The sequence below is a fragment of the Roseateles sp. GW821-FHT09H10 genome, from assembly GCF_059415865.1.
In genome coordinates this window covers 368,560-390,856 of record NZ_JBWKOB010000006.1, presented here as the reverse complement: position 1 = coordinate 390,856, position 22,297 = coordinate 368,560, and the positions used below count along the sequence as shown (strand labels likewise).

The window sequence follows — 22,297 nt, the reverse complement described above, 5'->3', positions numbered from 1 at the left end:
CATGCAGAAGATTGCCGTGATCGCCGGCGACGGCATCGGGACCGAGGTCATGCCCGAGGGCCTGCGCGTGCTGCGTGCAGTGGCGGAGCGCTTCGGCCTGCCGCTGCAGTTCGACGAGTTCGCCTTCGCCGATTGCCGCTACTACGAGCAGCATGGCCAGATGATGCCGGACGACTGGAAGGAGCAGATCGGCGGCCATGACGCCATCTTCTTCGGTGCCGTCGGCTGGCCAGCCATCGTGCCCGACCACGTCAGCCTGTGGGGCTCGCTGCTGAAGTTCCGCCGCGAGTTCGACCAGTATGTGAACCTGCGCCCGGCCCGCCTGCTGCCCGGCGTGCGCTCGCCGCTGGCCGGCAGAGCGCCCGGCGACATCGACATGTGGATCGTGCGCGAGAACACCGAGGGCGAGTACTCCAGCGTGGGCGGTCGCATGTACGCCGGCACCGAGCGCGAGATCGTGCTGCAGGAGACGGTCATGAGCCGCATCGGCATCGACCGCGTGCTGCGCTTCGCCTTCGAGCTGGCCGCGTCGCGGCCACGGGCGAAGCTGACCTCGGCTACCAAGAGCAATGGCATCGCCATCACCATGCCCTACTGGGACGAGCGCGTCGAAGCCATGGCCGCGCAGTTCCCCGGCGTTGCGGTCGACAAATTCCACATCGACATCCTCTGCGCCCATTTCGTGCAGCGGCCTCAAGCCTTCGACGTCGTCGTGGCCAGCAATCTGTTCGGCGACATCCTGTCCGACCTCGGCCCGGCCTGCACCGGCACCATTGCCGTCGCGCCATCCGCCAACCTGAACCCGACTCGCGAATGGCCCAGCCTGTTCGAGCCCGTGCACGGCTCGGCGCCGGACATCGCCGGGAAAGGCATCGCCAACCCCATCGGCCAGATCTGGGCCGGCGCCATGATGCTGGACTTCCTCGGCCACCGGGGCGCCCACGATGCGGTCATGGCGGCCATCGAAACGGTGCTGGCCGACCCTGCCGCGCCAAGAACTCCCGACCTGGGTGGCAAGGCCTCATGTGCCCAACTGGGTGAGGCTATTGCAGAGGCTGCGAAAATAGGGGCATGAAGTCCATCGCCTACACCCGCGGCCAGTCCCTGCCGGCCTTGCTCCAGCAACGCATCGCCATCCTCGACGGCGCGATGGGCACCATGATCCAGCGCTACAAGCTGATCGAGGCCGACTACCGTGGCGAGCGCTTCAAGGACCATCACAAGGACCTGAAGGGCAACAACGAGATGCTGATGTTCACGCGGCCCGATGTGCTCAGCGAGATCCACGAGCAATACCTGGCCGCCGGCGCCGACCTCATCGAGACCAACACCTTCGGCGCCACCTCGGTGGCCCAGGAGGACTATGACCTCGCCGGCCTGGCCTACGAGATGAACGTCGAGGCCGCGAAGCTGGCCCGCGCCGCCTGCGACAAATACTCGACGCCCGACAAGCCGCGCTATGTCGCCGGGGCGCTGGGCCCCACGCCGCGCACGGCCTCCATCAGCCCTGACGTCAACGACCCCGGTGCCCGCAATGTCGACTTCGACACCCTGCGCGCGGCCTACTACGAGCAGGCCAAGGGCCTGCTGGAGGGCGGCTGCGACCTCTTCCTTGTCGAGACCATCTTCGACACGCTGAACGCCAAGGCCGCCATCTTCGCGCTGGACGAGCTGATGGAAGACACCGGCGAGCGCCTGCCCGTCATCATCTCGGGCACCGTGACCGACGCCTCCGGCCGCATCCTGTCCGGCCAGACCGTGACCGCCTTCTGGCATTCGGTGCGCCATGCGCGGCCCATCGCCATCGGCCTGAACTGCGCCCTCGGCGCGACGCTGATGCGGCCCTATATCGAGGAGCTGGCCAAGGTGGCCGGCGACGTGGCGGTCAGCTGCTATCCCAATGCCGGCCTGCCCAACCCCATGAGCGACACCGGCTTCGACGAGACGCCGGACGTGACGGCCCGCCTGGTGGGCGAGTTCGCCCAGGCCGGCTTCCTCAACATCGCCGGCGGCTGCTGCGGCACCACGCCCGACCACATCGCGGCCATCGCCAAGGCCGTGTCGGCCTACAAGCCGCGAGTCAGCGGCGAGAAGTTCTTCAGCCAGATGCTGGACGCGGCCTGAGCGACGCCGGCCGCCTGTGAAGCGTGGACAACACGCTTCACCTGCATTCCTCCGCAAGCAAAGTTCAGGACCGTGCAAGCACGAGTCCTGGCCGCCGCCTTTCACTCTCGCGCCATCAAGGACGGATACCTCAAGTCAGGCCGAAGGCTGACTTCGGATTCTGTTGTTGACATATGAATTCAAACGAATACATTCGTGTTCGTTGGAACTCATTTGAAGGCGGTGCCGCATGGCGACGCAGACGATCACGATGGAGCCCTTGTCGGCTCGCATCCCCAGCGACCTCTACCTCTGGCTGGCCCAGCTGCAAGTCGAAGGCGCCACGACCAACAGCGACAAGCTGCGCGTGCTGCTGGGCCAGCTCAAGCGCCAGCACGACGGCGCCTTCGACTACGTGGCCGCCCACGCCTGGGCACGCGAGCTGACGCACCGGCTGCGCGAGGCGCTGGTGCGCATCGAGGGCAGCGAGGGCCGGCACTCCGAGGTGCTCAACGGCCTGGTGGACCAGGTCACGACGCTGATGGCCCTGGTCATCAGCCATGCCCCGGCCAGCGCCGACGAGGCCGCCAAGCTGGAAGACGCCCTGGTGCGCCGCGCGGCCCTGCTGGGCGAGTCCCTGCTGCGCCAGGCCACGACTGGCGGGGCGCATGCCTTCGATCCCGAGGTGGTCAAGCGCCACCTCAACCCGACCGTCGAGTTGGCTTCCACACTGAAAGGAGCATGAGATGAGCGATTCCCTGAAGGCCCGCGTGGGCCGCGTCATTGCCGGCGGCATGCATGCGCTGCTGGACAAGATCGAAGACCTGAACCCGCAGGCCGCCATGGAGCAGGCCATCCGCGAGGCCGATGGCGTCATCGACGAGGTGCGTCATGAGCTCGGCATGGTCAGCGCCAACCGCCACCTGGCCCAGCAGCAGCATGCCAAGCTGAACCGCGGCCATGAGGAGCTGAGCGACCAGATCGCCCAGGCCCTGGCCGCCCAGCGCGAGGACCTGGCGCGCGCCGCCGTGTCGCGGCAGATCGACATCGAGGCCCAGATCCCCGTGCTGGAGACGACGCTGGCCGACCTGGCCCGCCAGGAGCAGGAGCTGCAGGGCTTCACCGCCGCGCTGCTGGCCAAGAAGCGCGAGATGCAGGAGGCGCTGGCCGACTTCCGCCAGAGCCGTGCCGCCGCCGGGTCTGCCGCCCAGCCGCAGGGCCAGTCCAACGTCGAGCAGCGGCTGGGCCAGGTGACCGATGCCTTCGACAAGATCTATCAGCGCCAGACCGGGCTGAATGGCTCCCAACCCGGCGGCCTGAAGCAGGAGGCGCAGCTGCGCGAGCTGGACGAACTGGCGCGCGACAACAAGATCGCCGAGCGAATGGCGCAAATCAAGGCGGGACAAGCCTAAGAATGCGCACCTCGAACCTTGAGGAGACGGGATGAACCTCTTCACTGCGCCACAGACCCTGCCCTTCGGCGTCGCCGTGGCGCTGATCGTGGCCATCGCCTTGCTGGAAGGCCTGGGCATGCTGGTGGCGCTCAGCCCCAGCAATGTCATCGACGACCTGCTGCCCCATGCCCTGCCCGAGTCCGGCCTGGACCGCGTGCTGGGCTGGCTGCATCTGGGCCGCGTGCCGGCCCTGGTGCTGCTGCTGCTCTTCCTGCTGGGCTATGCGCTGTTCGGCTATGCGCTGCAGAAGGTGGCCTTCAACCTGCTCGGCGGCTTTCTGCCGGCCTGGCTGGCGGGGTTGCTGGCGGTGCCGCCGGGCCTGGCCACGGTGCGCGGCCTGGGCTCGCTGGTGGCCCACATCATCCCGCGCGACGAGACGACGGCGGTCAGCGAGCAGTCGCTGGTGGGGCGGGGCGGCGTTGTCAGCGCCGGTGCCGCGCGCCGCGGCCTGGCCGCCCAGGCCCGCGTGCGCGACGCCCATGGCCGCATCCACTACCTGATGGTCGAACCCGACCTGGACGATGAAGTCTTCGAGGAAGGCGCGCAGATACTGATCGTGCGCAAGGCCGGCGCCTTCTACCGCTGCATCGCCAACCCGCATCCCAACCTGATCTGAGGGAGATCGACAGAACATGGACAACATCATCGAAATCAGCGCCATTGCCGGCATCGCCCTGCTGGGCCTGCTGACCATCGGCTTCGTCTTCGCGCGCCTGTACAAGCGCAGCACCAAGGAGCTGGCCTTCGTGCGCACGGGCCTGGGCGGGCAGAAGGTCATCATGGACGGCGGCGCCATCGTGCTGCCGGTCTTCCACGAGCGCGTGCTCGTCAACATGAACACGCTCAAGCTCGAGGTGCTGCGCCGCGAGCGCGAGAGCCTGATCACCAAGGACCGCATGCGCGTCGACGTGACGGCCGCCTTCTTCGTGCGCGTGAAGCAGACGGAAGAGGCCGTCAGCACCGCCGCGCAGACGCTGGGTGCCCGCACCATGAGCCCCAATGAGCTGAAGGCCCTGGTGGAAGACAAGTTCGTCGACAGCCTGCGCGCCACGGCGGCGACCATGACCATCCAGGAGCTGCAGGACAAGCGCCGCGACTTCGTGCAGGCGGTGCAGAACGCCGTCGCCGAAGACCTGGAGAAGAACGGCCTGGAGCTGGAGTCCGTCTCGCTGACGAGCCTGGACCAGACCGACAAGCAGTTCTTCAACCCCAACAACGCCTTCGACGCCGAGGGCCTGACGCGCCTGACGGAGCAGACCGAGGCGCGCCGCAAGCAGCGCAACGACGTCGAGCAGGACACCGAGGTGCAGGTGCGCACCAAGAACCTGGAAGCCTCCCGCCTGAAGCTGACCATCGAGAAGGACCAGGAGTTCGCCTCGCTGACGCAGAAGCGCGAGATCGAGATGGCGCGCGCCGAGCAGTCCGCGCAGATCGCGTCCCAGCAGGCCGAGCGCAACCGCGAGGCCGAGACGGTCAAGATCGAGGCCGAGCGCCAGGTGGGCCAGCGCCGCATCGAAGCCGAGCGCGAGATCAAGGCGGCCGAGATCGAGAAGAACCTCGTCATCCAGACCCGCGAGATCGAACAGGAGCGCCAGGCCGAACTCAAGCGTGCCGACCAGCGCAAGCAGGTCGAGATCGCCCGCCAGGACACGCAGATTGCCATCGCCACCAAGTCGCGCGAGCAGTCCGAGGCCGACGCCGCCGCCAACCTGGCCCGCGCCGAAGCCGTCAAGGCCGAGGAAACGGTCAACACCGCCCGCCAGGTGGCGGTGGCCGAGCGTGACAAGGCGATTCAGCTCATCGAGGCCAGCAAGGATGCCGAACAGAATGCCATCGCGGTGAAGGTGTCGGCCTCCGCCGAGAAGGAAGCCGCCATCGACCGCGCCGAGGCGCTGACGATCGAGGCCAAGGCCAAGCAGGCGGCGGCCATCGCCGAGGCCGAAGGCCGCCGCGCCATCAACGAGGCGCTGAACACGCTGTCGGCCGCGCAGATCGATCTGCAGGTGCGCACCCAGCTGCTGCAGCAGCTGCCCACCATCCTGGCCGAGGCCGTCAAGCCGATGGAGAACATCGACTCCATCCGCATCGTCCAGGTCAACGGCATGCCCGGCCAGGGCGGCTCGGAAGGCGGTGGAGCCGCCAACGGCGCCACCTTTCCCGAGCAGGTCATGAACTCGGCCCTGCAGTACCAGATCGCCAAGCCCATCGTCGACGCCGTCATGCAGGACGCCGGCCTGTCCAATCAGGGCATCACGGGCATGGCGCACAACCTGGCGGCCATGCTCAAGCCGACCACGCCGGCCACACCGGCGGAGTGAGGCTCAGGATGAACGAGAGGGCGCGCTCGCGGCGGGCTTGGCGCTGCGGCGCGGCCCCTCGCTGAAGTCGGCGGGCGGCTTCATCAAGCTCGCATCGGGCTCGCCGCGGCGGATCTTCTCGAGACGGTAGTTCTGCTCGCCCGAGCGCGGGTCGGCATCGCGGCTCTGCACCGTCAGCCCCAGCTCGGGGCTGCGCCAGACCTCGCGACTGATGACGATGGGCTTCTCGTTGCCGATCTTGCCGGCCTCGATGGTCCAGGTGGTGCGCTCGCCGCTGACCTTGACGCCCTCGATCTCCTTGGCGGCGAGCGTCGTCGTCGTGCCGCCTTCACGCGGCAGCATGGGACCCGGCAGCAGCAGGGGCATGGGCGGCACCGGCGGTACCGGGACGGCCATCGGCGCGGGCGGCGCGGGCGGTGCCGGCATGGCCGGCGGCATGGGCAGTTCGCTGGCGCGGATGACGCGCAGCTCGCGGCGCCGCTCGGTGGCGCTCGCGCCAGGCGTCGCCGGCACTGCCAGTTCCTGCTCGATGACGATGCCCGGCTCGCCGGCCCCGGCCCGGCTGCGGATGCGCTCCACATCCGCGGCCTTGGCGCGCTCGGCGACGCGGGCGCCCCAGTCCTTCCAGCGCGCGGCCTGCTCCTTCATGCGCTCGCCCCAGTCCTTCATCGACGCTTCCCAGGCGGCCTGGGCCGCCGCGTCGCCGCTCTGCATCCAGACGGCGTGGCCGCGCAGCCGCTGCACGCGCTTCTCGTCGGGATAGATGACCCAGCTCTCCTTGGCCACGGGATCGTTCAGGTAGACGACCTTGGGCCCGCCCTCGCGCTGCACCTCGCGGCGCGTGCGGCCCTCGCCATCACGGCAGAGCTGGCTCTGCTGCTTGCGCACGATGCGGTTGCCGTCGGCCAGGGGCTGCACGTTCTCGTGCACTGCCGTCGCGCAGTACGGTGCGCCCTTGACGACGCGCTCGCCCTCCAGCTCACGGCCGGCGAAGGCCAGCGTGCGCTCGTCCAGCGCGATGCGCATGGGCAGGTCGGACAGGGCCAGCTGCACGTGGCGCTCGATGTCGCGTTCGAAATTGCGCTCGATCAGGCGGTCAGCCTCCAGTGCGGTGGCCGAGGTGGCCAGCGCAATCAGTGTCAGAGCGGTGAGAGGGGTCTTCATGTCGTTCTCCGTCGTCAATTCAGGATGCGCACGGCCAGCACCTGGCCATTCGGGTTCAGCATCAGTTCGGCGCGCACCAGCTCGTCGGCGCGGGCGGCATCGAAGGGAAGGCCCAGCACGGCCAGGCGTTCGCGCGGCATCTCCGTGGGCTGCAGCCACACGGCCGCGCTGCGTCCGGCCGCCAGCGCGGCGCGGAATTCGCCCTCGGGTACCAGCGGGATGAAGCCACTGCCGGCCACTGGCCTGGCCTCGGCGATGCCGGCGCCGGGCGGGTCGAGCAGCAGCATGGCGCTCAGCAGCAGGGCCGCCGTCGCGCCCAGGGCGCCGCTGCCCCAGGCCAGGCGGCGCAGCCAGTGAGGCTCGTGGTCTTCGATATCGCGCCGGCGTGCATGCTGGGCCTGCTGCAGCGCCGTCAGGCGTGCGAGCAGGGCGGCATCCTGGCCGGCGTCGGCATGCAGGCGGGCGAGTTCGCCTCGCGCGGGCCGCAGCCAGTCGGGTGTGGTGTCGGGGGTCATGAGCGTTCTCCCACGGCCAGCAGGTCGGCCAGCCGCTGGCGGGCCCGGTGCAGCCGCGTTCGCAGCACGTCGACGCTGACGCCGGCAATCGCCGCGGCGTCCTCGTACGAGCGTTCCTGCAGGTCGACAAGGACGATGGCCTCGCGTTGCGGCCAGCTCAGGCGGCGGATGGCCGCCCAGAGCTGGCTCTGCTGCTGGGCGTCGGCCAGGCGCGTGTCGCTGCCGGGCAGGGCCACGGCTTCGTCCTCGGCCTCGGCCTCATCCAGCGGCACATGGCGGCGGGCATCGCGCCACTGGCTGAGCAGTTGATGGCGGGCCATGCCGGCCAGATAGGCGCCGAGCGAACCGCGCCCGGCCTGGTAGCCCTGCGGGCCGTGCAGCAGCTGCGCAAAGGCCTCCTGCACGGCGTCCAGCGCCGCCGCCTCATCGCCGGCCAGGGCCAGGGCATAGCGGTAGACCGAGCCGCTTTCGCGCCGGTAGACCAGGGCCAGGGCCTCGGCGTCGCCGGCCGCGACGCGCTCGAGCAGCACGGCCTCGTCGGTGCGTGCCGATGCGCCGGGGGCGACAAAGCCGAGGCGGGTCAGCCAGCTCATGTCGGGCAGCATGGGGTAGGGGCCTGCAGGAATTGCATGCCCTATTGAGCGCGACGGCCTCCTTTCGTTACTCGGGACAAACCCGTCGTCACTTTCGGCATGGGGCCGCCGGGGCATGATGCTGCGGCCCCCAAGGAGACTGCTGCATGCTGAAGCTGCAAGGCATTGACCATCTGGTGCTGCGCGTCATCGACCTGGACGCCATGGTCCGCTTCTATGTGGATGTGCTCGGCTGCGCCGTCGAGCGCCGCCAGGACGAGATCGGACTCGTGCAATTGCGCGCCGGCCGCTCGCTGATCGACCTCGTGCCGGTGGACGGCAAGCTCGGCCGCATGGGCGGGGCCGCGCCGGGCGCCGAGGGCCGCAACCTGGACCACTTCTGCCTGCGCGTCGAGCCCTTCGACGCCCAGTCCATCCGCGCCCACCTGGCGGCGCAGGGCGTGGAAAGCGGCAAGACGGAGAGCCGCTATGGCGCCGAGGGCGAGGGCCCCTCCATCTATCTGAGCGACCCCGAGGGCAATGTCGTCGAGCTCAAGGGTCCGCCGGGAGCCCTGCAATGAAACCGTTGACCCGCGCCATCGTCTGGGGCGGCCTGCTGGCCGGCACCGGCGACCTCGTCTTCGCGCTGAGCTATTACGGCATGAAGCTCAAGGTCTTCCAGACCGTCGCCGCCGGCCTCATCGGCCGCGAGGCAGCCTTTGGCGGCGGGCCGGCCACCTTCGCGCTGGGCGTTGCCCTGCACTACGGCATTGCGCTGATCTGGGCGGCCCTGTTCTGCATGGCAGCGCAGCGCCTGCCAGCCCTGCTGCGCAATGCGACGGCGGCCGGCCTGGCCTATGGCTTCGTCGTCTATTTCGGCATGAACAACGTCGTGCTGCCGCTGTCGGCCCTGCACACGCCCTTCTGGCCGCCCAAGCTCGATGCGGCCGCGATCGCGGCGCATTGCTTCGTGTTCGGCTTTCCGATCGCGCTGGCGGCGCGGCGGGTGCTGCTAGGTGGGCCGAGGCAGGCCTAGGGCCAGCACGCGGTTGCCATAGCTGTTGCCCTCGAAGCAGTAGCTCGTCGCGCCGACGTCGGCATAGCCGGCGCGAGCATAGAAGGCCAGGGCGCGGTGGTTGCCTTCCCAGGCCGTCAGCCACAGAGCCGGCAGGCCGTTCTCCAGCGCCAACGCCTCGGCCGCCTGCATCAGGCGCGCACCCAGGCCCTGGCCCTGGGCGGCCGGCTGCACATAGAGGCGGACCAGCTCGGCGCCGCCGACGCCGCCGGCCGGTGCGGCCAGGTCCTGCAGCAGCAGTTCCGCAAAGCCCAGCAGGCCCGTGCCCCGCTCGGCGAGCACGAAGCGCCGCTGCGGCTCGCGCAGGCGGACGTCGAAGGCCTCGGGCGAATACTCGTGCAGCGCTTCGCGAGCGAGGTCGGGGCGCACGCCCTCGGTGGCATAGGTGTCCAGAAAGACCTGGATGGCCAGCGCGGCGATGGTGGCGGCGTCAGCGGGCGTGCCAGAGCGCAGGGTGATGGGGTTGGAGGTCAAGGGCGTTGCATCGCGAAACGCATCAGCATAGGCGCTGGGCGCAGAAGGGCGGCTGCGCCTCACGCAGAATTGCGCCACCATGCCCGTTCTGCCCACCAAGCTGCCCAACACCGGCACCACCATCTTCACCGTCATGTCGGCCCTGGCCGCCGAGCATGGCGCCGTCAACCTCGGCCAGGGTTTCCCGGACTTCGGCGCCGATCCGGCCCTGCTGCAGGCCGTGACGGATGCCATGGCCGCCGGCCACAACCAGTACCCGCCGATGACCGGTGTGCCGGCCCTGCGCCAGGCCATCGCGGCCAAGCTCAACGACCTGTACGGCTCGGCCTATGACGCCGACCGCGACATCACCATCACGGCCGGCGGCACGCAAGGCCTGATCACGGCCCTGCACAGCTGTGTCGGCGCGGGCGATGAAGTCATCATCATCGAGCCGGCCTACGACAGCTATGACCCCGCCATCCGCCTGGCCGGCGCCGTGCCGGTGGGCGTGGCGATGACGCTGGACTACCGCATCGACTGGACGGCCGTGCGTGCCGCCATCACGCCGCGCACGCGGGCCCTGGTGCTGAACACGCCGCACAACCCCAGCGGCCGCGTCGCCACGGCCGCGGACCTGCTCGAGTTGGAGCGCATCGCCGAGCAGCACGACCTCTTCATCGTCAGCGACGAGGTCTACGAGCACATGGTCTTCGACGGCGCCCCGCACGAGAGCGTGGCACGCTACCCGGCCCTGCGCGAGCGCAGCTTCCTGGTCAGCAGCTTTGGCAAGACCTTCCATGTGACGGGCTGGAAGGTGGGCTTTGTCGCCGCGCCGCCGGCGCTGAGCGCGGCCTTCCGCCGCCTGCACCAGTACACGGTGTTCACGGTGCACACGCCGACCCAGCATGCGATTGCGGCTTACCTGGCCGACCCGGCGCCCTGGCAGGGTCTGAGCGGCTTCTACCAGGCCAAGCGCGACAGCTTCCGTGCCGCGCTGGCTGCCACGCCGCTGAAGCTGCTGCCCTGCGAAGGCACCTATTTCCAGACCGTGGACTACAGCGCGGTTTCGGACAAGAGCGAGCTGGACTTCGCCCGCTGGCTGACTACCGAACTCGGCGTGGCGGCCATCCCGCTGTCGGTCTTCTACCAGCAGCCGCAGGAGCGGCGGCATGTGCGGTTCTGCTTTGCGAAGCGGGACGAGACGCTGGCCGAGGCGACCTGGCGGCTGTCCCGGTTGGCGTGAGTGAACGGCACGCCGGCTTTCAGCGTTCTTTGCGCCGTGCCAGCACTGCCACCAAACCCAGGGCAAGCAGGGCAGCGGTGCCAGATTCCGGCACGGGTGACAGGTTGATGCTGCCGAACATGGTGTAGTCGAAGCGCCGATCGAAGGCGGCGACATCCCAAGCCGAGCCGTCGATCAACGTGTAGGTGGCTGAATAGGTGACGAGGGATCCCACGGGCGACGCATAGGAGAGGAAGTCTTCAGCGCGCGCTGAACCCGTCGGCGTATTCGAGTTCGACGAAATCCTGGCTGTGCCCGTCAATGTTGCGGTCTTGGACCCGAGCTCAGCGCGGATGACGATGGCTGACACCGGAACCAGAGAGCCCTCGGTCCACCAACCGACGCCCGGTTCGTTGCACGTAGGGCACCAGACCTGGCCGCGGGAGTGGAAGAGGGTGCCGTCGCCCTTCGCCCAGTTGAAGACCTTGTCGAATTCGTAGCTGACGACGTTGTCGTGCACCGTGACCGTCGACAGGCGACCATTCGTGTAGGGAATCCAGCCGGCACCGTATTGTCGAACTTGCCCGTCGCTCAATTGATAGGAAGACGCCGCGCCGAGGATGCTGAACCTGTCGTAATTGGTATAGGGCCCCGGGTAGTGGGTGTCACCGGATTCGGGGACCGTGCTGACGTTGATCTTGTCGATCGTCGGGTTGGTTGCGGCCTGGGCGGATGCAATGGCACAAAAGGCCAGGATGGCCCAGCGAAGCAGCATGTTTTCTCCCTATTGGTCTTTGGAATCCTTGGTCAAGGCGTTGCAAGCCCTGGACGAGAGCGAAGAATTCTCGCTGCAGCCGACGCTCGGGCAAGTCGTAAAAACGAGTGGCACGTGGCCAGTCCCCATCTGCGGGTGCCGGAGTCGCGACCTTTCTTTCACGCGGCCGGGCGCAACGGGCAGCTCGCACCCGTCTCGGGCGTGTCTGCCAGCCGGCTGGCCAGTTCGGCACGCAAGCCATGCAGGGCCGCGATGCGCTCGTCGATGTCGGCCAGCTTGCGCGCCAGCGTCGCCCGCAGCGCCGGGCCGGCGTCCTCGCCCTGGGTCAGCAGGGGCAGATCCGCTGCGATCTCGGCCAGCGTGAAGCCGAGCTGCTGGGCCGTGCGCACATAGCCCAGCCACTGCACGGCCTCCTCGGGATAGTCGCGGTAGCCGTTGTCGGCGCGGCGCGCCTGCAGCAGGCCGCGCTTCTCGTAGAAGCGCAGGCTGTCGCGGCTCAGGCCGGTCAGTTCGGAAAGGGTGCCGATCTGCATGGTGGTCGAGGAAAAAGGGCTTGACCTTGGAGCGTACTCGAGGGTCGAGCATGGCGGCCTTCGTCACTTCCGCAATCCGCCATGCCCTCCTTCAGCCCTGCCCAGTTCCGTCGCGTCGTATGGGCCAGCGCCGCCTACGACCTCCTCGTCACGGCGCCTTTCGCCACGCCCTGGACGATGGCCATCGCCATCGGCCACCTCGGCCTCGTCAACCAGGCGCTCGGTGGCCAGGCCATGCCGGCCTTCGAGCCCATGCAGACGCTGTTCGCGCTGCTGATGGGCAGCATCGTCATGGTCTGGTCGGTGCTGAGGCTGCGCGGGCCGACGCGGCAGTTCGGTCGCTACGACGCGGCCGGGCGGCTGTTGTTCAGCCTGTGGATGGCCTGGGCCTGGAGCCAGACCGGGGAGCCGGTGCTGCTGCTCTTCCTGCTGCCCGAGCTGAGCTGGGCCGTGGTGCAGCTGTGGTGCGTGCGGCGCGAGGCCGAGGTCAGCGCGTCAGCGGCGTGACGTCTTCGCGCAGCACCCGGTACTGGGCCGCCAGCCAGGGCCCGTTCGGATCGTGGCCGGCGCGCGGCACCAGGACGAGCTTCTTGCTCGGTGCGTCGAGGCGCTCGAACCAGGCGCGGGTGACGGCCGGCGGGGTCAGCAGGTCTTCCTCACCCTGGATCAGGAAGACCGGCAGCTTCAACCGCGTGCGCTGCTCGTTGAGCGCCAGCTGCCAGAACATGCCGTCGCCCTTGAAGCCGACGAACTTCAGGAAGGAGAACTCCTCGCCCGCTTCGTAGGCGGCCTGGTCCTGCGCGCCGGCGTATTCAGCCGCGGGGCGCCAGGCAGGGCCGGGATCGGTGCGTTGCGCCTCGTAGCCGCGCACGATGCGGCGCAGCTGGCCGAAGTTGCGCGGGTTCTGCCAGGGCGGGGTGCCGAGGGATTGCAGCGTAGCCAGGGCTTTCTCGTCACGCAGCTCCCGGGCGCGTTGCAGTGCGAGTGCGTGGCTGGCGACCAGATCCGGCGTGCCGACGAGCTGGGACATGCCGACATAGGCATGGAAGAGCTCGGGCTTCAGATGGGCCATCTCCACGGCCAGGGCCGAGCCCCAGGAGCTGCCGGTCAGGATCAGTTTGGCGTGCCCCAGGCGCTTCTGCAGGTACTCGGCCACCGCGATGCCGTCCGCGGCCATCAAGGGCAGCGTCAGCGGCGTGCTCTCGAACTCGGCTGGCTCCAGCTCACGCGCCGGCAGGTTCTTGCCGTAGGTGCGGCCGGCGCCGCGCTGGTCCCACTGCACGAGGGTGAAATCCTTGGCCCAGGCGTCATAGAGGGTGTCAGCGTAGGGACTCATGGGATTGCCCGGGCCGCCGTGGACGAAGAGCAGCACGGGGTTGCGGCAGTCCTGGCCGGTGATGGTCAGCCAGTGCGAAATGCCGTTCAGCGGCACGAAGCCCTGCTCGCGGACGGCGCGGTCCGAGGCCTTGGCCTCGCAGGCCGGCGCGAGCGGTTCAGCGGCGTGCGTGGTCTGCGAGAGCACCAGGGCGGCAAGGGTGAGCAGACGTCGGATCAAGCGGCCTCCTGGAGAGGCGCTGACAGCCGAGCGCCTTGGCGGCGCACTATAGGGGCAGGTCTTGCCGCTGCTCAGCCGGCGCGCTCGAGCATCGCCTGCAGCAGCACATTGCAGCCCGCCTCGATGTGCTCGGGCTTGGCGTCCTCGATCTCGTTGTGGCTGATGCCGTCCTTGCAGGGGATGAAGATCATGCCGGCCGGGGCCAGGCGGGCCATGTAGACGGCGTCGTGGCCGGCGCCGGAGACCGCGCGCATATTGCTGTAGCCCAGCGTGTCGGCGGCCTTCTGCACGGCGGCGATGCAGTCGGCGTGGAAGGGCTGGGCCGGGTAGGCACTGACGGGCGTGATCTCGATGGGCAGGCCCGATTCAGCGCTCAGCTTGGCGGCCACTGAACGGATGTCTGCGTCCATCGCCTCGCAGAGCGCATCGGTGGCATTGCGCAGGTCGATGCTGAACTTGACGCGGCCCGGGATGACGTTGCGGCTGTTGGGGTGCACATGCACCATGCCCACAGTGCCGCGGCCATGTGGCGGGTGGCGGTGGGCGCAGGCAACCACCTCCTGCATCAGCTTGGTCGCGACCTGCAGCGCATCCTTGCGCAGGGCCATCGGCGTGGGGCCGGCGTGGGCCTCCATGCCGGTGACGACGCAGTCATACCAGCGGATGCCCAGCACGCCGGTGACGACGCCGATGGTCTTGTCGTGGTCCTCCAGCACCGGGCCCTGCTCGATGTGGGTCTCGAAATAGGCGCCGATGGGGTGGTCGCCAGGAATCTGGTCGCCGACATAGCCGATGCGCTCCAGCTCGCCCTTGACCGACTTGCCCTCGGTGTCTGTCGCCGCGTAGGCATGCTCCAGCGTGAAGGCCTTGGCGAACACGCCCGATCCCATCATGACGGGCACGAAGCGCGAGCCTTCTTCATTCGTCCAGAAGGCGACCTCGATGGGCGCCTCGGTCTCGATGCCGTGGTCGTTCAGCGTGCGCACGACCTCGATGCCGGCCAGCACGCCGTAGTTGCCGTCGAACTTGCCGCCGGTGGGCTGGGTGTCGATGTGGCTGCCGGTCATGATGGGCGGCAGGCTGTTGTTGCGGCCCGGGCGGCGCATGAAGCCGTTGCCGATCTGGTCGATGGTGACCGTCATGCCGGCCTCGCGCGCCCAGCGCGTGACGAGGTCGCGGCCCTGCTTGTCGAGGTCGGTCAGCGTCAGGCGGCAGACGCCGCCTTTCTCGGTGGCGCCGATCCGGGCCAGCTCCATCAGCGAGTCCCAGAGGCGCTGGCCGTTGACGCGCAGTTGGGTGATGTCGGGCTTGGTGGTGGGCATGTCCATGTCGATTCCTTTCAGCGCGCGACGGCGGTCGGCGCGAGGTCATGCGCGCGCTTGGCGGCCGCATCGAATTGCGCGCCAAACGGCGGGCGCTTCAGATAGCGGCCCTTGCCTTGCTCGGCACGTAGTTCGCCGCGGGCGAACACCACACGGCCCTGCGCAATCGTGTGGCTGGGAATGCCACGCACGGTGCGACCTTCGAAGATGTTGAAGTCGTTCCTGGAGAACTGGGTCTTGGCGCTCAAGGTCTTGATGCCGGCCGGGTCCCACAGCACCAGGTCAGCGTCCGCGCCTTCAGCGATCACGCCCTTGCGCGGGTACATGTTGAAGAGCTTGGCCGCATTGGCCGAGGTGATGGCGACGAACTCGCTGGGTGTGAGGCGGCCGGAGTTGACGCCGGCATCCCACAGCACGGCCATGCGCTCCTCGACGCCGCCGCAGCCGTTGGGGATCTTGGCGAAGTTGTCGATGCCGGCGGCCTTCTGCGAAGCGCAGAAGGTGCAGTGGTCGGTGGCCGTCGTGTGCAGCTGGCCGCTCTGCAGGCCGCGCCACAGGAACTCCTGGTGGATCTTGGGGCGGAAGGGCGGGCTCATCACATAGGCCGCGGCCTTGGCGAAATCGGGATCGCGGTAGACGCTGTCGTCGATCAGCAGATGGCCGGCCAGCACCTCGCCGTAGACCCGCTGGCCGCGGGCACGAGCCCGGGCGATGGCCTCGGCGCTCTCGATGCAGCTGACGTGCACGATGTAGATGGGCACGCCCAGCACGTCGGCAATCGCGATGGCGCGGTTGGCGGCTTCGCCTTCCACCATGGGCGGGCGGCTCATCGGGTGGCCTTCGGGGCCGGTGATGCCCATCTTGGCGACCTCGGCCTGCAGCAGATAGACCAGCTCACCGTTCTCGGCGTGCACCGTCGGCATGGCGCCGAGTTCGAGCGCACGCTTGAAGCTGTTCACCAGCGTCTCGTCGTCGCACATGATGGCGTTCTTGTAGGCCATGAAGTGCTTGAAGCTGTTCACGCCCTCCTCGCGCACCAGGGTGCCCATGTCGGCATGGACCTGCTCGCTCCACCAGGTCACGGCGACGTGGAAGGCGTAGTCGGCCGCGCTCTTCTCGGCCCAGCCACGCCACTGCTGGTAGGCATCCATCAGCGGTTGCTGGGGGTTGGGGATGACGAAGTCGATGATGCTCGTCGTGCCGCCGGCCAGGGCCGCCGCGGTGCCGCTGAAGAAGTCGTCCTGCGTCACCGTGCCCATGAAGGGCAGCTGCATATGGGTGTGCGGGTCGATGCCGCCGGGCAGCAGGTATTGGCCGGTGCCGTCCAGCGTCGTCGTGCCGGCCGGCGCCTCGCGCACGGCGCGTTCACCAATGGCCGCGATGCGGCCGTCGATGCAGAGCACATCGGTGCGGGATTCGGCGTCGGCATTGACGACGACGGCGCCGCGGATGAGGAGGGAGGTCATGTCGTGCTCCTGGCGAGTTGCGGTTGCACCTTGCCGGCCATCATCACGCCATAGACGATGGCGGCGAGGGCCAGGCCGGCGAACCAGGCATAGGTGTAGATGGCCTTGAAGGCCGCGCCGACCTCGGGGAAGGCAGCCGGGAAGGCGGCGTTCAGGAAGCCGGGGATATTGGGCGCCACGCCGACGACGAAGGCGATGACGGCGGCGATGTTCCAGCCGCCGCGGTAGCTGTAGCGGCCGCCCTCAAAGTAGAGCTCATCCACCACCAGCTCGGTCTTGCGCAGCACGTAGTAGTCGACGATGAGGATGCCGGCCACCGGGCCCAGCAGGGCCGAATAGCCGATCAGCCACGTGAAGATATAGCCCTCGGTCGAGGCCAGGATCTTCCACGGCATCATGACGATGGCGATGCCGGCCGTCAGCATGCCGCCGGTCTTGTAGCTGATCTTGCCCGGCGCCAGTGCCGAGAAATCGTAGGCTGGGCCGACCAGGTTGGCGGCGAGGTTGACGCTGACGGTGTCGATCAGCAGCACGATGAGTGCGATCAGCACCGCGGCACCCGTCATGCGGCTGGCCACATCCACCGGGTCCCACAGCGCCTTGCCGTAGATGACGACGGTGGCCGACGTGACGAAGACCGCGAGGGCCGCGAGCAGGCCCATGGGCAGCGGCAGGCCGATGGCCTGGCCGACGAGCTGGTCGCGCTGGCTCCTGGCGAAGCGGGTGAAGTCGGGGATGTTCAGCGCCAGCGTCGCCCAGAAGCCCACCATGGCAGTTAGCGACGGCCAGAACACGGCCGAGAACTGGCCGGCCTTCTTGCCGCCTTCGACGAATTGCGAGGGCTGGTCGAGGATGGGACCGAAGCCGCCGGCCCTGTCCCAGGCCCACCACAGCAGCACGAAGCAGATGACGATCTTGATCGGTGCCGTCCAGGTCTCGAGCTTGCGGATGGCCTCGATGCCATGCACGACGAAATAGAACTGCAGGGCCCAGAACGCGAGGAAGCAGCCCAGCTGCGCCGCGTTGATGCCCAGGCCGGGCAGCGGGTCGCCGGCCAGCGGCTCGCCCATCAGCACGCCCACCAGCGTGTAGATCATCTGGCCGCCGAACCAGGTCTGGATGCCGTACCAGCCGCAGGCCACCAGGGCCCGCAGCAGCGCCGGCAGCCGCGCGCCCTGGGTGCCGAACGACGCGCGCGCCAGCACCGCATACGGGATGCCGTATTTGGCGCCGGCATGGCCGATCAGCAGCATGGGCACCAGCACGATGAGGTTGCCCAGGAAGACGGTGCCGACGGCCTGGCTCCAGCTCATGCCCGACTCGATGAGGCTGGCCGCCAGCGTGTAGGCCGGGATGCACATGACCATGCCCACCCACAGCGCGGCAAAGTGATACCAGCGCCACGTTCGCTGCGCGGCCGTCGTGGGAACGAGATCGGGATTGCTCAGCGTCGGGTCGGCAGTCATGTCAGCCCCTCGTCCGACGAGTACATCGGCCGATCCCCCGAGGGGATGCGGGCCGGCTCGGGAGCGGCCCAGCGCTCAGCCCGCAATGGGTACGCCAAGACGAGAGGTTGCATACGAACTCCAGTTAGGTGTTCTGAGGAAAAGCAAATTGCGGGCCCTTGGGCAGGCTGTCGGGCCAGCGCTGCATGACGGCCTTGTGCTTGGTATAGAAGCGCACCGCCTCGGGGCCATAGGCGTGATGGTCGCCGAACAGGCTGCGCTTCCAGCCGCCAAAGCTGTTGAAGGCCATGGGCACCGGCAGGGGCACGTTGACGCCCACCATGCCGACCTGGATGTGGTGCACGAACTCGCGCGCCACGTGGCCGTCGCGGGTGAAGATGGCCACACCGTTCGCATACTCGTTGGCCTCGATCAGCGCCAGCGCCGCGGCCAGGTCGGGCACGCGCACGACGCAGAGCACCGGGCCGAAGATCTCCTCGGTGTAGCAGCTCATCTCGGCCGACACGCCGTCCAGCAGCGTGCCGCCGACAAAGAAGCCGTCCTCATGACCCGGCACGCGGTAGCCGCGGCCATCGACCACGGCCTTGGCGCCAGCGGCAACGCCTTCGCCGATCAGCCGCTCGACGCGCTGCTGCGAGGCGCGCGTGATCAGCGGGCCCATCTCCATGCCGGCACCATGGCCCTCGCCGATCTTCAGCGCGGCAACCTTGGGCGCGAGTGCCGCCACCAGCGCATCGGCTGCGTCACCCACCGCCACGGCCACCGAGATCGCCATGCAGCGCTCGCCGGCCGAGCCATAGGCCGCGCCCATCAGCGCGTCCACGGCCTGTTCGAGGTCGGCGTCGGGCATGACGACCATGTGGTTCTTGGCGCCGCCCAGGGCCTGCACGCGCTTGCCGTGGGCTGAGCCGACCTTGTAGATGTGCTCGGCCACCGGCGTGGAGCCGACGAAGCTGACCGCCGCGATGCCGGGGTGGGCCAGGATGGCGTCGACGATGTCCTTGTCACCCTGCACGACGCTGAACACGCCGTCCGGCAGGCCGGCTTCCTTCAGCCATTGCGCCATCAGCAGCGAGGCGCTCGGGTCGCGCTCGCTGGGCTTCAAGATGAAGGCATTGCCGCAGCCGATGGCCAGCGGATACATCCACATCGGCACCATGGCGGGGAAGTTGAACGGCGTGATGCCGGCAACGACGCCCAGGGGCTGGCGCACGCTCCAGGCGTCCAGGCCGCGGGCGACCTGTTCGGTGTACTCGCCCTTCAGCAGCTGCGGCATGGCGGTCGCGAACTCGATGTTCTCGATGCCGCGGGCCACTTCGCCCAGCGCGTCGGGCTTGGTCTTGCCATGTTCGCGGACGAGGGCATCGGCCAGCTCATCGCGCTTGTCCTGCACGATGGACAGGAACTTGAACAACACGCGCGAGCGTGCCAGGGCCGGCGTCTGCGCCCAGGCCCTGGCGGCCTTGGTGGCGCTGGCCACGGCGGCGTCCAGGTCGGCCACGCTGCCCAGCAGCAGCTTGCCCTGCACGGCGCCGGTGGCGGGGTTGTAGATGTCCTGCTGGCCCTTGGCCTGGCCGCGCGTGACGCTGCCGTTGATCCAGTGGGCGACTTCGTAATGGCTCATGACGCTTCCTTCATGCGCACCCGGAACGCATGGGATTGTTGGGGTGCGTGGTCCAGTTCGCATAGCTGCCGTCGATGACGCGGCCCGTGCGGGCATCCGTCTCACCGGCCTCCAGCTTGCGCATCGTGATGGTGCCAGGGACGGGGCAGATCGACACGCAGAGATTGCAACCGACGCATTCGGCGTCGTTGACATGGAAATGGCGCTTGCCGTCCTTGGTGGCGAAGATGGCCTGGTGGGAGGTGTCCTCGCAGACGACGTGGCAGCGGCCGCACTGGATGCAGCTGTCCTGGTCGATGACGGCCTTCTCGACGTAGTTCAGGTTGAGCTGGTTCCAGTTCTTCACCGTGGGCACGGCGCGGCCCTGGAAGTCGGCCAGCGTCCTGTAGCCTTTCTCGTCCATGAAGTTGCTCAGGCCCGAGCACATGTCCTGCACGATCTTGAAGCCATAGACCATGGCGGCGGTGCAGACCTGCACCGTGCCGCAGCCCATGGCGATGAACTCGGCCGCGTCGCGCCAGGTGGTGATGCCGCCGATGCCGCTGATGGGCAGGCCGGCGGTGGCCGCGTCACGGGCGATCTCGGCCACCATGTTCAGCGCAATCGGCTTGACGGCCTGGCCGCAGTAGCCGCCGTGCGAACCCAGGCCGTCGGTGACCGGGCTCATGGTCATGCGGTCCAGGTCCACGCCCATCACCGAGTTGATGGTGTTGATGAGGCTGACCGCATCGGCGCCGCCGTTCTTGGCCGCGCGGGCCGGGAAGCGCACATCGGTGATGTTGGGCGTCAGCTTCACGATGACGGGCATCTTGGTGTGCTTCTTGCACCACTCGGTGACCTGCTGGATGTACTCCGGCACCTGGCCGACGGCCGAGCCCATGCCGCGCTCGCTCATGCCGTGCGGGCAGCCGAAGTTCAGCTCCACGCCATCGGCGCCGGTGTCGGCCACGCGCTCCAGGATGGCCTTCCAGGCCGGCTCGTTGACCGGCACCATCAGGCTCACCACCATGGCCCGGTCCGGGAAGTCGCGCTTCACGCGCTTGATCTCGTCCAGGTTGATCTGCAGCGGCCGGTCGGAGATCAGCTCGATGTTGTTGAAGCCGATGACGCGGCGGTCCTGGCTCCACAGCGTGGCGTAGCGCGGGCCGTTGACGTTGACGACCGGCGGGTCCTCGCCCAGCGTCTTCCAGACCACGCCGCCCCAGCCGGCCTCGAAGGCGCGGCGCACATTGACCTCCTTGTCGGTCGGCGGGGCCGAGGCGAGCCAGAAGGGGTTGGGGCTCTTGATGCCCAGGAAATCGGTGCTCAGGTCAGCCATGGGCCACCCCCGTCAGTTCAGCGTGAATGGATTCCGCGGCGCGCTTGCCGTGCTCGACGGCTTCCACCGTCAGGTCGCGGCCGCCGTAGCGGCAGTCGCCGCCGGCCCAGACGCGGGCCAGGCTGGTGCGGAACTGCGCGTCGGTCTTGATGCGGCCGCCCTGCAGCTCGATGCCGGCGCCGGCTGGTGCCGCCTCATAGGTCTGGCCGATGGCGCGCAGCACCATGTCGGCCTCGAGGAAGAACTGCTCGCCGGTGTCGACCAGCTTGCCGCCTTCCAGCCTCGTCGCCGCGAAGCGCATGCCGCGCAGCACGCCGCCTGCCGCCTCGACGGACAGGGGCCGCGCCCAACAGCGGATGGTCACGCCATTGGTCTGCGCCCAGTGCTGCTCGTGCTCGGAGGCCGACAGGCCCTCCATGCCGCGGCGGTAGACCATGGTCACCTGCTCGGCCCCCAGCAGCCGGCTCTGCACGGCCGCATCCACGGCCGTCATGCCGCCGCCGATGACGACGACCTTGCGGCCCACGGCTACCTGGGCCGGCTCGCTCTGGCGCAGCTCGGCGATGAAGTCCACCGCATTGCGCAGGCCCGTGACCTGCGGCTCGGCAATGCCCAGCGCATTCACGCCGGCCAGGCCGAGGCCGAGGAAGACCGCGTCGTATTCAGAAAGCAGGCCGTCGAGGGTGATGTCGCGGCCGAGCCGACAGTCCAGCTTGGGACTGATGCCGCCAATGCTGAGCAGCCAGGCTATCTCCTTCTGCGCGAAGCCGCCGGCGACCTTGTAGGTGGCGAGGCCATATTCGTTCAGGCCACCGAGCTTGGGGTTGGCGTCGAACAGCGCGACGTCGTGGCCGCGCCGCGCCAGGCCGTGGGCCGCGGCCAGGCCGGCCGGCCCGGCGCCGACGACAGCGATGCGCTTGCCGGTCGCCGCCGCGCGCTCGAACAGCGGCCTGGCTCCGGGATTGGCGAAGTGACCCTCGACCGCGAAGCGCTGCAGCAGGCCGATCTCGACCGGCTTGCTCTCATTGGTGTTGCGCACGCAGGCCTGCTCGCACAGCACCTCGGTCGGACAGACCCGGGCGCACATGCCGCCCAGCGGGTTGGCCGTCAGGATGGCCTCGGCCGCGCCGCGCACATTGTCCTGAGCCACGCGCTGGATGAAGCTGGGGATGTCGATGCCGGTGGGGCAGGCCGTCTGGCAGGGCGCGTCGTAGCAGTAGTAGCAACGCTCGGCCTCGATGAGCGCCTGCGTGCGGTTCAGCGGCGGGTGGGCGTCGGCAAAGTTCTGGTCATAGTCGGCGGCCTCAAGGCGGCCCGACTTCATGTCGGCAAGGTCCACGGGAGTCTCCCAAGACAAAA

The 22,297-nt window shown here is 68.6% G+C and carries 23 protein-coding genes; 10 read left to right on the top strand and 13 right to left on the bottom strand.

What is annotated here, in order from left to right; all coding sequences use genetic code 11:
• Position 1: 1 nt before the first annotated feature.
• The 6 genes from AC07OY_RS25635 (at position 2) to AC07OY_RS25610 (ending at position 5,875) form a co-directional block, all read left to right on the top strand.
• Complete coding sequence (locus tag AC07OY_RS25635; protein WP_495045421.1) at positions 2–1,075, top strand: tartrate dehydrogenase; 1,074 nt, start codon at positions 2–4, stop codon at positions 1,073–1,075.
• Positions 1,072–2,124: a homocysteine S-methyltransferase family protein gene (locus tag AC07OY_RS25630; protein WP_495045420.1), complete on the top strand. Its 1,053-nt coding sequence runs from the start codon at positions 1,072–1,074 to the stop codon at positions 2,122–2,124. Before AC07OY_RS25635 ends, AC07OY_RS25630 begins: the two co-directional genes overlap by 4 nt.
• A gap of 229 nt (positions 2,125–2,353) precedes the next feature.
• Positions 2,354–2,848, top strand: coding sequence for a hypothetical protein (locus AC07OY_RS25625; RefSeq protein WP_495045419.1), 495 nt, complete (start codon positions 2,354–2,356; stop codon positions 2,846–2,848).
• A gap of 1 nt (position 2,849) precedes the next feature.
• On the top strand, positions 2,850–3,515 hold the full coding sequence (locus tag AC07OY_RS25620; RefSeq protein ID WP_495045418.1) for a PspA/IM30 family protein: 666 nt from the start codon (positions 2,850–2,852) through the stop codon (positions 3,513–3,515).
• Between the two features lie 31 nt (positions 3,516–3,546).
• The gene (locus AC07OY_RS25615) at positions 3,547–4,173 is read left to right on the top strand and encodes a YqiJ family protein (protein WP_495045417.1); all 627 of its coding nucleotides are present in this window, start codon (positions 3,547–3,549) and stop codon (positions 4,171–4,173) included.
• Between the two features lie 16 nt (positions 4,174–4,189).
• Positions 4,190–5,875: a flotillin family protein gene (locus AC07OY_RS25610; protein ID WP_495045416.1), complete on the top strand. Its 1,686-nt coding sequence runs from the start codon at positions 4,190–4,192 to the stop codon at positions 5,873–5,875.
• Positions 5,876–5,878: 3 nt separating this feature from the next.
• Here the strand turns inward: AC07OY_RS25610 and AC07OY_RS25605 are convergent, their stop codons facing one another.
• The 3 genes from AC07OY_RS25605 to AC07OY_RS25595 are packed head-to-tail and all read right to left on the bottom strand — an operon-like array spanning position 5,879 to position 8,159.
• On the bottom strand, positions 5,879–7,039 hold the full coding sequence (locus tag AC07OY_RS25605; RefSeq protein ID WP_495045415.1) for a hypothetical protein: 1,161 nt from the start codon (positions 7,037–7,039) through the stop codon (positions 5,879–5,881).
• A 14-nt stretch (positions 7,040–7,053) separates the two neighbouring features.
• The gene (locus tag AC07OY_RS25600) at positions 7,054–7,554 is read right to left on the bottom strand and encodes a hypothetical protein (protein WP_495045414.1); all 501 of its coding nucleotides are present in this window, start codon (positions 7,552–7,554) and stop codon (positions 7,054–7,056) included.
• On the bottom strand, positions 7,551–8,159 hold the full coding sequence (locus AC07OY_RS25595) for an RNA polymerase sigma factor (RefSeq protein ID WP_495045413.1): 609 nt from the start codon (positions 8,157–8,159) through the stop codon (positions 7,551–7,553). The genes AC07OY_RS25600 and AC07OY_RS25595 overlap by 4 nt, the downstream gene beginning before the upstream one ends.
• Before the next feature lie 134 nt (positions 8,160–8,293).
• Between AC07OY_RS25595 and AC07OY_RS25590 the strand changes: the two genes are divergently transcribed.
• Both AC07OY_RS25590 and AC07OY_RS25585 read left to right on the top strand, forming a co-directional pair.
• Positions 8,294–8,707, top strand: a complete 414-nt coding sequence (locus AC07OY_RS25590) for a VOC family protein (RefSeq protein WP_495045412.1) — start codon at positions 8,294–8,296, stop codon at positions 8,705–8,707.
• Complete coding sequence (locus AC07OY_RS25585; RefSeq protein ID WP_495045411.1) at positions 8,704–9,162, top strand: hypothetical protein; 459 nt, start codon at positions 8,704–8,706, stop codon at positions 9,160–9,162. The genes AC07OY_RS25590 and AC07OY_RS25585 overlap by 4 nt, the downstream gene beginning before the upstream one ends.
• Here the strand turns inward: AC07OY_RS25585 and AC07OY_RS25580 are convergent.
• On the bottom strand, positions 9,139–9,675 hold the full coding sequence (locus tag AC07OY_RS25580) for a GNAT family N-acetyltransferase (protein ID WP_495045410.1): 537 nt from the start codon (positions 9,673–9,675) through the stop codon (positions 9,139–9,141). The two genes, AC07OY_RS25585 and AC07OY_RS25580, sit on opposite strands and share 24 nt — an antisense overlap.
• Before the next feature lie 79 nt (positions 9,676–9,754).
• Between AC07OY_RS25580 and AC07OY_RS25575 the strand changes: the two genes are divergently transcribed.
• A complete protein-coding gene (locus tag AC07OY_RS25575; protein WP_495045409.1) occupies positions 9,755–10,900 on the top strand; it encodes a methionine aminotransferase in 1,146 nt (381 codons plus the stop codon).
• Positions 10,901–10,919: 19 nt separating this feature from the next.
• On the opposite strand, the gene AC07OY_RS25570 is transcribed toward AC07OY_RS25575, so the two are convergent.
• Positions 10,920–11,654: a PEP-CTERM sorting domain-containing protein gene (locus AC07OY_RS25570; protein ID WP_495045408.1), complete on the bottom strand. Its 735-nt coding sequence runs from the start codon at positions 11,652–11,654 to the stop codon at positions 10,920–10,922.
• A 158-nt stretch (positions 11,655–11,812) separates the two neighbouring features.
• On the bottom strand, positions 11,813–12,187 hold the full coding sequence (locus AC07OY_RS25565) for a MerR family transcriptional regulator (protein ID WP_495045407.1): 375 nt from the start codon (positions 12,185–12,187) through the stop codon (positions 11,813–11,815).
• A gap of 81 nt (positions 12,188–12,268) precedes the next feature.
• Here AC07OY_RS25565 and AC07OY_RS25560 point away from each other — a divergent pair, with 81 nt between their 5' ends.
• Entirely contained in the window at positions 12,269–12,694 is a 426-nt protein-coding gene (locus tag AC07OY_RS25560) for a hypothetical protein (protein ID WP_495045406.1), read from the top strand.
• Here the strand turns inward: AC07OY_RS25560 and AC07OY_RS25555 are convergent.
• The 7 genes from AC07OY_RS25555 to AC07OY_RS25525 form a co-directional block, all read right to left on the bottom strand.
• Positions 12,675–13,742, bottom strand: coding sequence for an alpha/beta fold hydrolase (locus AC07OY_RS25555; protein ID WP_495045405.1), 1,068 nt, complete (start codon positions 13,740–13,742; stop codon positions 12,675–12,677). The genes AC07OY_RS25560 and AC07OY_RS25555 overlap by 20 nt on opposite strands.
• A 71-nt stretch (positions 13,743–13,813) precedes the next feature.
• On the bottom strand, positions 13,814–15,070 hold the full coding sequence (locus AC07OY_RS25550) for a Zn-dependent hydrolase (RefSeq protein ID WP_495045404.1): 1,257 nt from the start codon (positions 15,068–15,070) through the stop codon (positions 13,814–13,816).
• Between the two features lie 11 nt (positions 15,071–15,081).
• Positions 15,082–16,530: a dihydropyrimidinase gene (gene hydA / locus AC07OY_RS25545; protein WP_495045403.1), complete on the bottom strand. Its 1,449-nt coding sequence runs from the start codon at positions 16,528–16,530 to the stop codon at positions 15,082–15,084.
• A complete protein-coding gene (locus AC07OY_RS25540) occupies positions 16,527–17,996 on the bottom strand; it encodes an NCS1 family nucleobase:cation symporter-1 (RefSeq protein WP_495045402.1) in 1,470 nt (489 codons plus the stop codon). The genes hydA and AC07OY_RS25540 overlap by 4 nt, the downstream gene beginning before the upstream one ends.
• A gap of 124 nt (positions 17,997–18,120) precedes the next feature.
• Positions 18,121–19,620 carry a CoA-acylating methylmalonate-semialdehyde dehydrogenase gene (locus tag AC07OY_RS25535; protein ID WP_495045401.1) on the bottom strand — a complete coding sequence of 500 codons (1,500 nt, stop codon included), beginning with the start codon at positions 19,618–19,620 and terminating at the stop codon, positions 18,121–18,123.
• A 10-nt stretch (positions 19,621–19,630) separates the two neighbouring features.
• Positions 19,631–20,938 (bottom strand): NAD-dependent dihydropyrimidine dehydrogenase subunit PreA, encoded by a 1,308-nt coding sequence (preA, locus tag AC07OY_RS25530; RefSeq protein WP_495045400.1) that lies wholly within the window; start codon positions 20,936–20,938, stop codon positions 19,631–19,633.
• The gene (locus AC07OY_RS25525; RefSeq protein WP_495045513.1) at positions 20,931–22,262 is read right to left on the bottom strand and encodes an NAD(P)-dependent oxidoreductase; all 1,332 of its coding nucleotides are present in this window, start codon (positions 22,260–22,262) and stop codon (positions 20,931–20,933) included. The genes preA and AC07OY_RS25525 overlap by 8 nt, the downstream gene beginning before the upstream one ends.
• Positions 22,263–22,297: the final 35 nt, after the last annotated feature.

Bases quoted from the DNA above. Each gene is read 5' to 3' on its own strand.
- AC07OY_RS25635 (WP_495045421.1), top strand. From the start codon at position 2: ATGCAGAAGATTGCCGTGATCGCCGGCGACGGCATCGGGACCGAGGTC.
- AC07OY_RS25630 (WP_495045420.1), top strand. From the start codon at position 1,072: ATGAAGTCCATCGCCTACACCCGCGGCCAGTCCCTGCCGGCCTTGCTC.
- AC07OY_RS25625 (WP_495045419.1), top strand. From the start codon at position 2,354: ATGGCGACGCAGACGATCACGATGGAGCCCTTGTCGGCTCGCATCCCC.
- AC07OY_RS25620 (WP_495045418.1), top strand. From the start codon at position 2,850: ATGAGCGATTCCCTGAAGGCCCGCGTGGGCCGCGTCATTGCCGGCGGC.
- AC07OY_RS25615 (WP_495045417.1), top strand. From the start codon at position 3,547: ATGAACCTCTTCACTGCGCCACAGACCCTGCCCTTCGGCGTCGCCGTG.
- AC07OY_RS25610 (WP_495045416.1), top strand. From the start codon at position 4,190: ATGGACAACATCATCGAAATCAGCGCCATTGCCGGCATCGCCCTGCTG.
- AC07OY_RS25605 (WP_495045415.1), bottom strand. From the start codon at position 7,039: ATGAAGACCCCTCTCACCGCTCTGACACTGATTGCGCTGGCCACCTCG.
- AC07OY_RS25600 (WP_495045414.1), bottom strand. From the start codon at position 7,554: ATGACCCCCGACACCACACCCGACTGGCTGCGGCCCGCGCGAGGCGAA.
- AC07OY_RS25595 (WP_495045413.1), bottom strand. From the start codon at position 8,159: ATGCTGCCCGACATGAGCTGGCTGACCCGCCTCGGCTTTGTCGCCCCC.
- AC07OY_RS25590 (WP_495045412.1), top strand. From the start codon at position 8,294: ATGCTGAAGCTGCAAGGCATTGACCATCTGGTGCTGCGCGTCATCGAC.
- AC07OY_RS25585 (WP_495045411.1), top strand. From the start codon at position 8,704: ATGAAACCGTTGACCCGCGCCATCGTCTGGGGCGGCCTGCTGGCCGGC.
- AC07OY_RS25575 (WP_495045409.1), top strand. From the start codon at position 9,755: ATGCCCGTTCTGCCCACCAAGCTGCCCAACACCGGCACCACCATCTTC.
- AC07OY_RS25570 (WP_495045408.1), bottom strand. From the start codon at position 11,654: ATGCTGCTTCGCTGGGCCATCCTGGCCTTTTGTGCCATTGCATCCGCC.
- AC07OY_RS25565 (WP_495045407.1), bottom strand. From the start codon at position 12,187: ATGCAGATCGGCACCCTTTCCGAACTGACCGGCCTGAGCCGCGACAGC.
- AC07OY_RS25560 (WP_495045406.1), top strand. From the start codon at position 12,269: ATGCCCTCCTTCAGCCCTGCCCAGTTCCGTCGCGTCGTATGGGCCAGC.
- AC07OY_RS25550 (WP_495045404.1), bottom strand. From the start codon at position 15,070: ATGGACATGCCCACCACCAAGCCCGACATCACCCAACTGCGCGTCAAC.
- hydA (WP_495045403.1), bottom strand. From the start codon at position 16,530: ATGACCTCCCTCCTCATCCGCGGCGCCGTCGTCGTCAATGCCGACGCC.
- AC07OY_RS25540 (WP_495045402.1), bottom strand. From the start codon at position 17,996: ATGACTGCCGACCCGACGCTGAGCAATCCCGATCTCGTTCCCACGACG.
- AC07OY_RS25535 (WP_495045401.1), bottom strand. From the start codon at position 19,620: ATGAGCCATTACGAAGTCGCCCACTGGATCAACGGCAGCGTCACGCGC.
- preA (WP_495045400.1), bottom strand. From the start codon at position 20,938: ATGGCTGACCTGAGCACCGATTTCCTGGGCATCAAGAGCCCCAACCCC.
- AC07OY_RS25525 (WP_495045513.1), bottom strand. From the start codon at position 22,262: ATGAAGTCGGGCCGCCTTGAGGCCGCCGACTATGACCAGAACTTTGCC.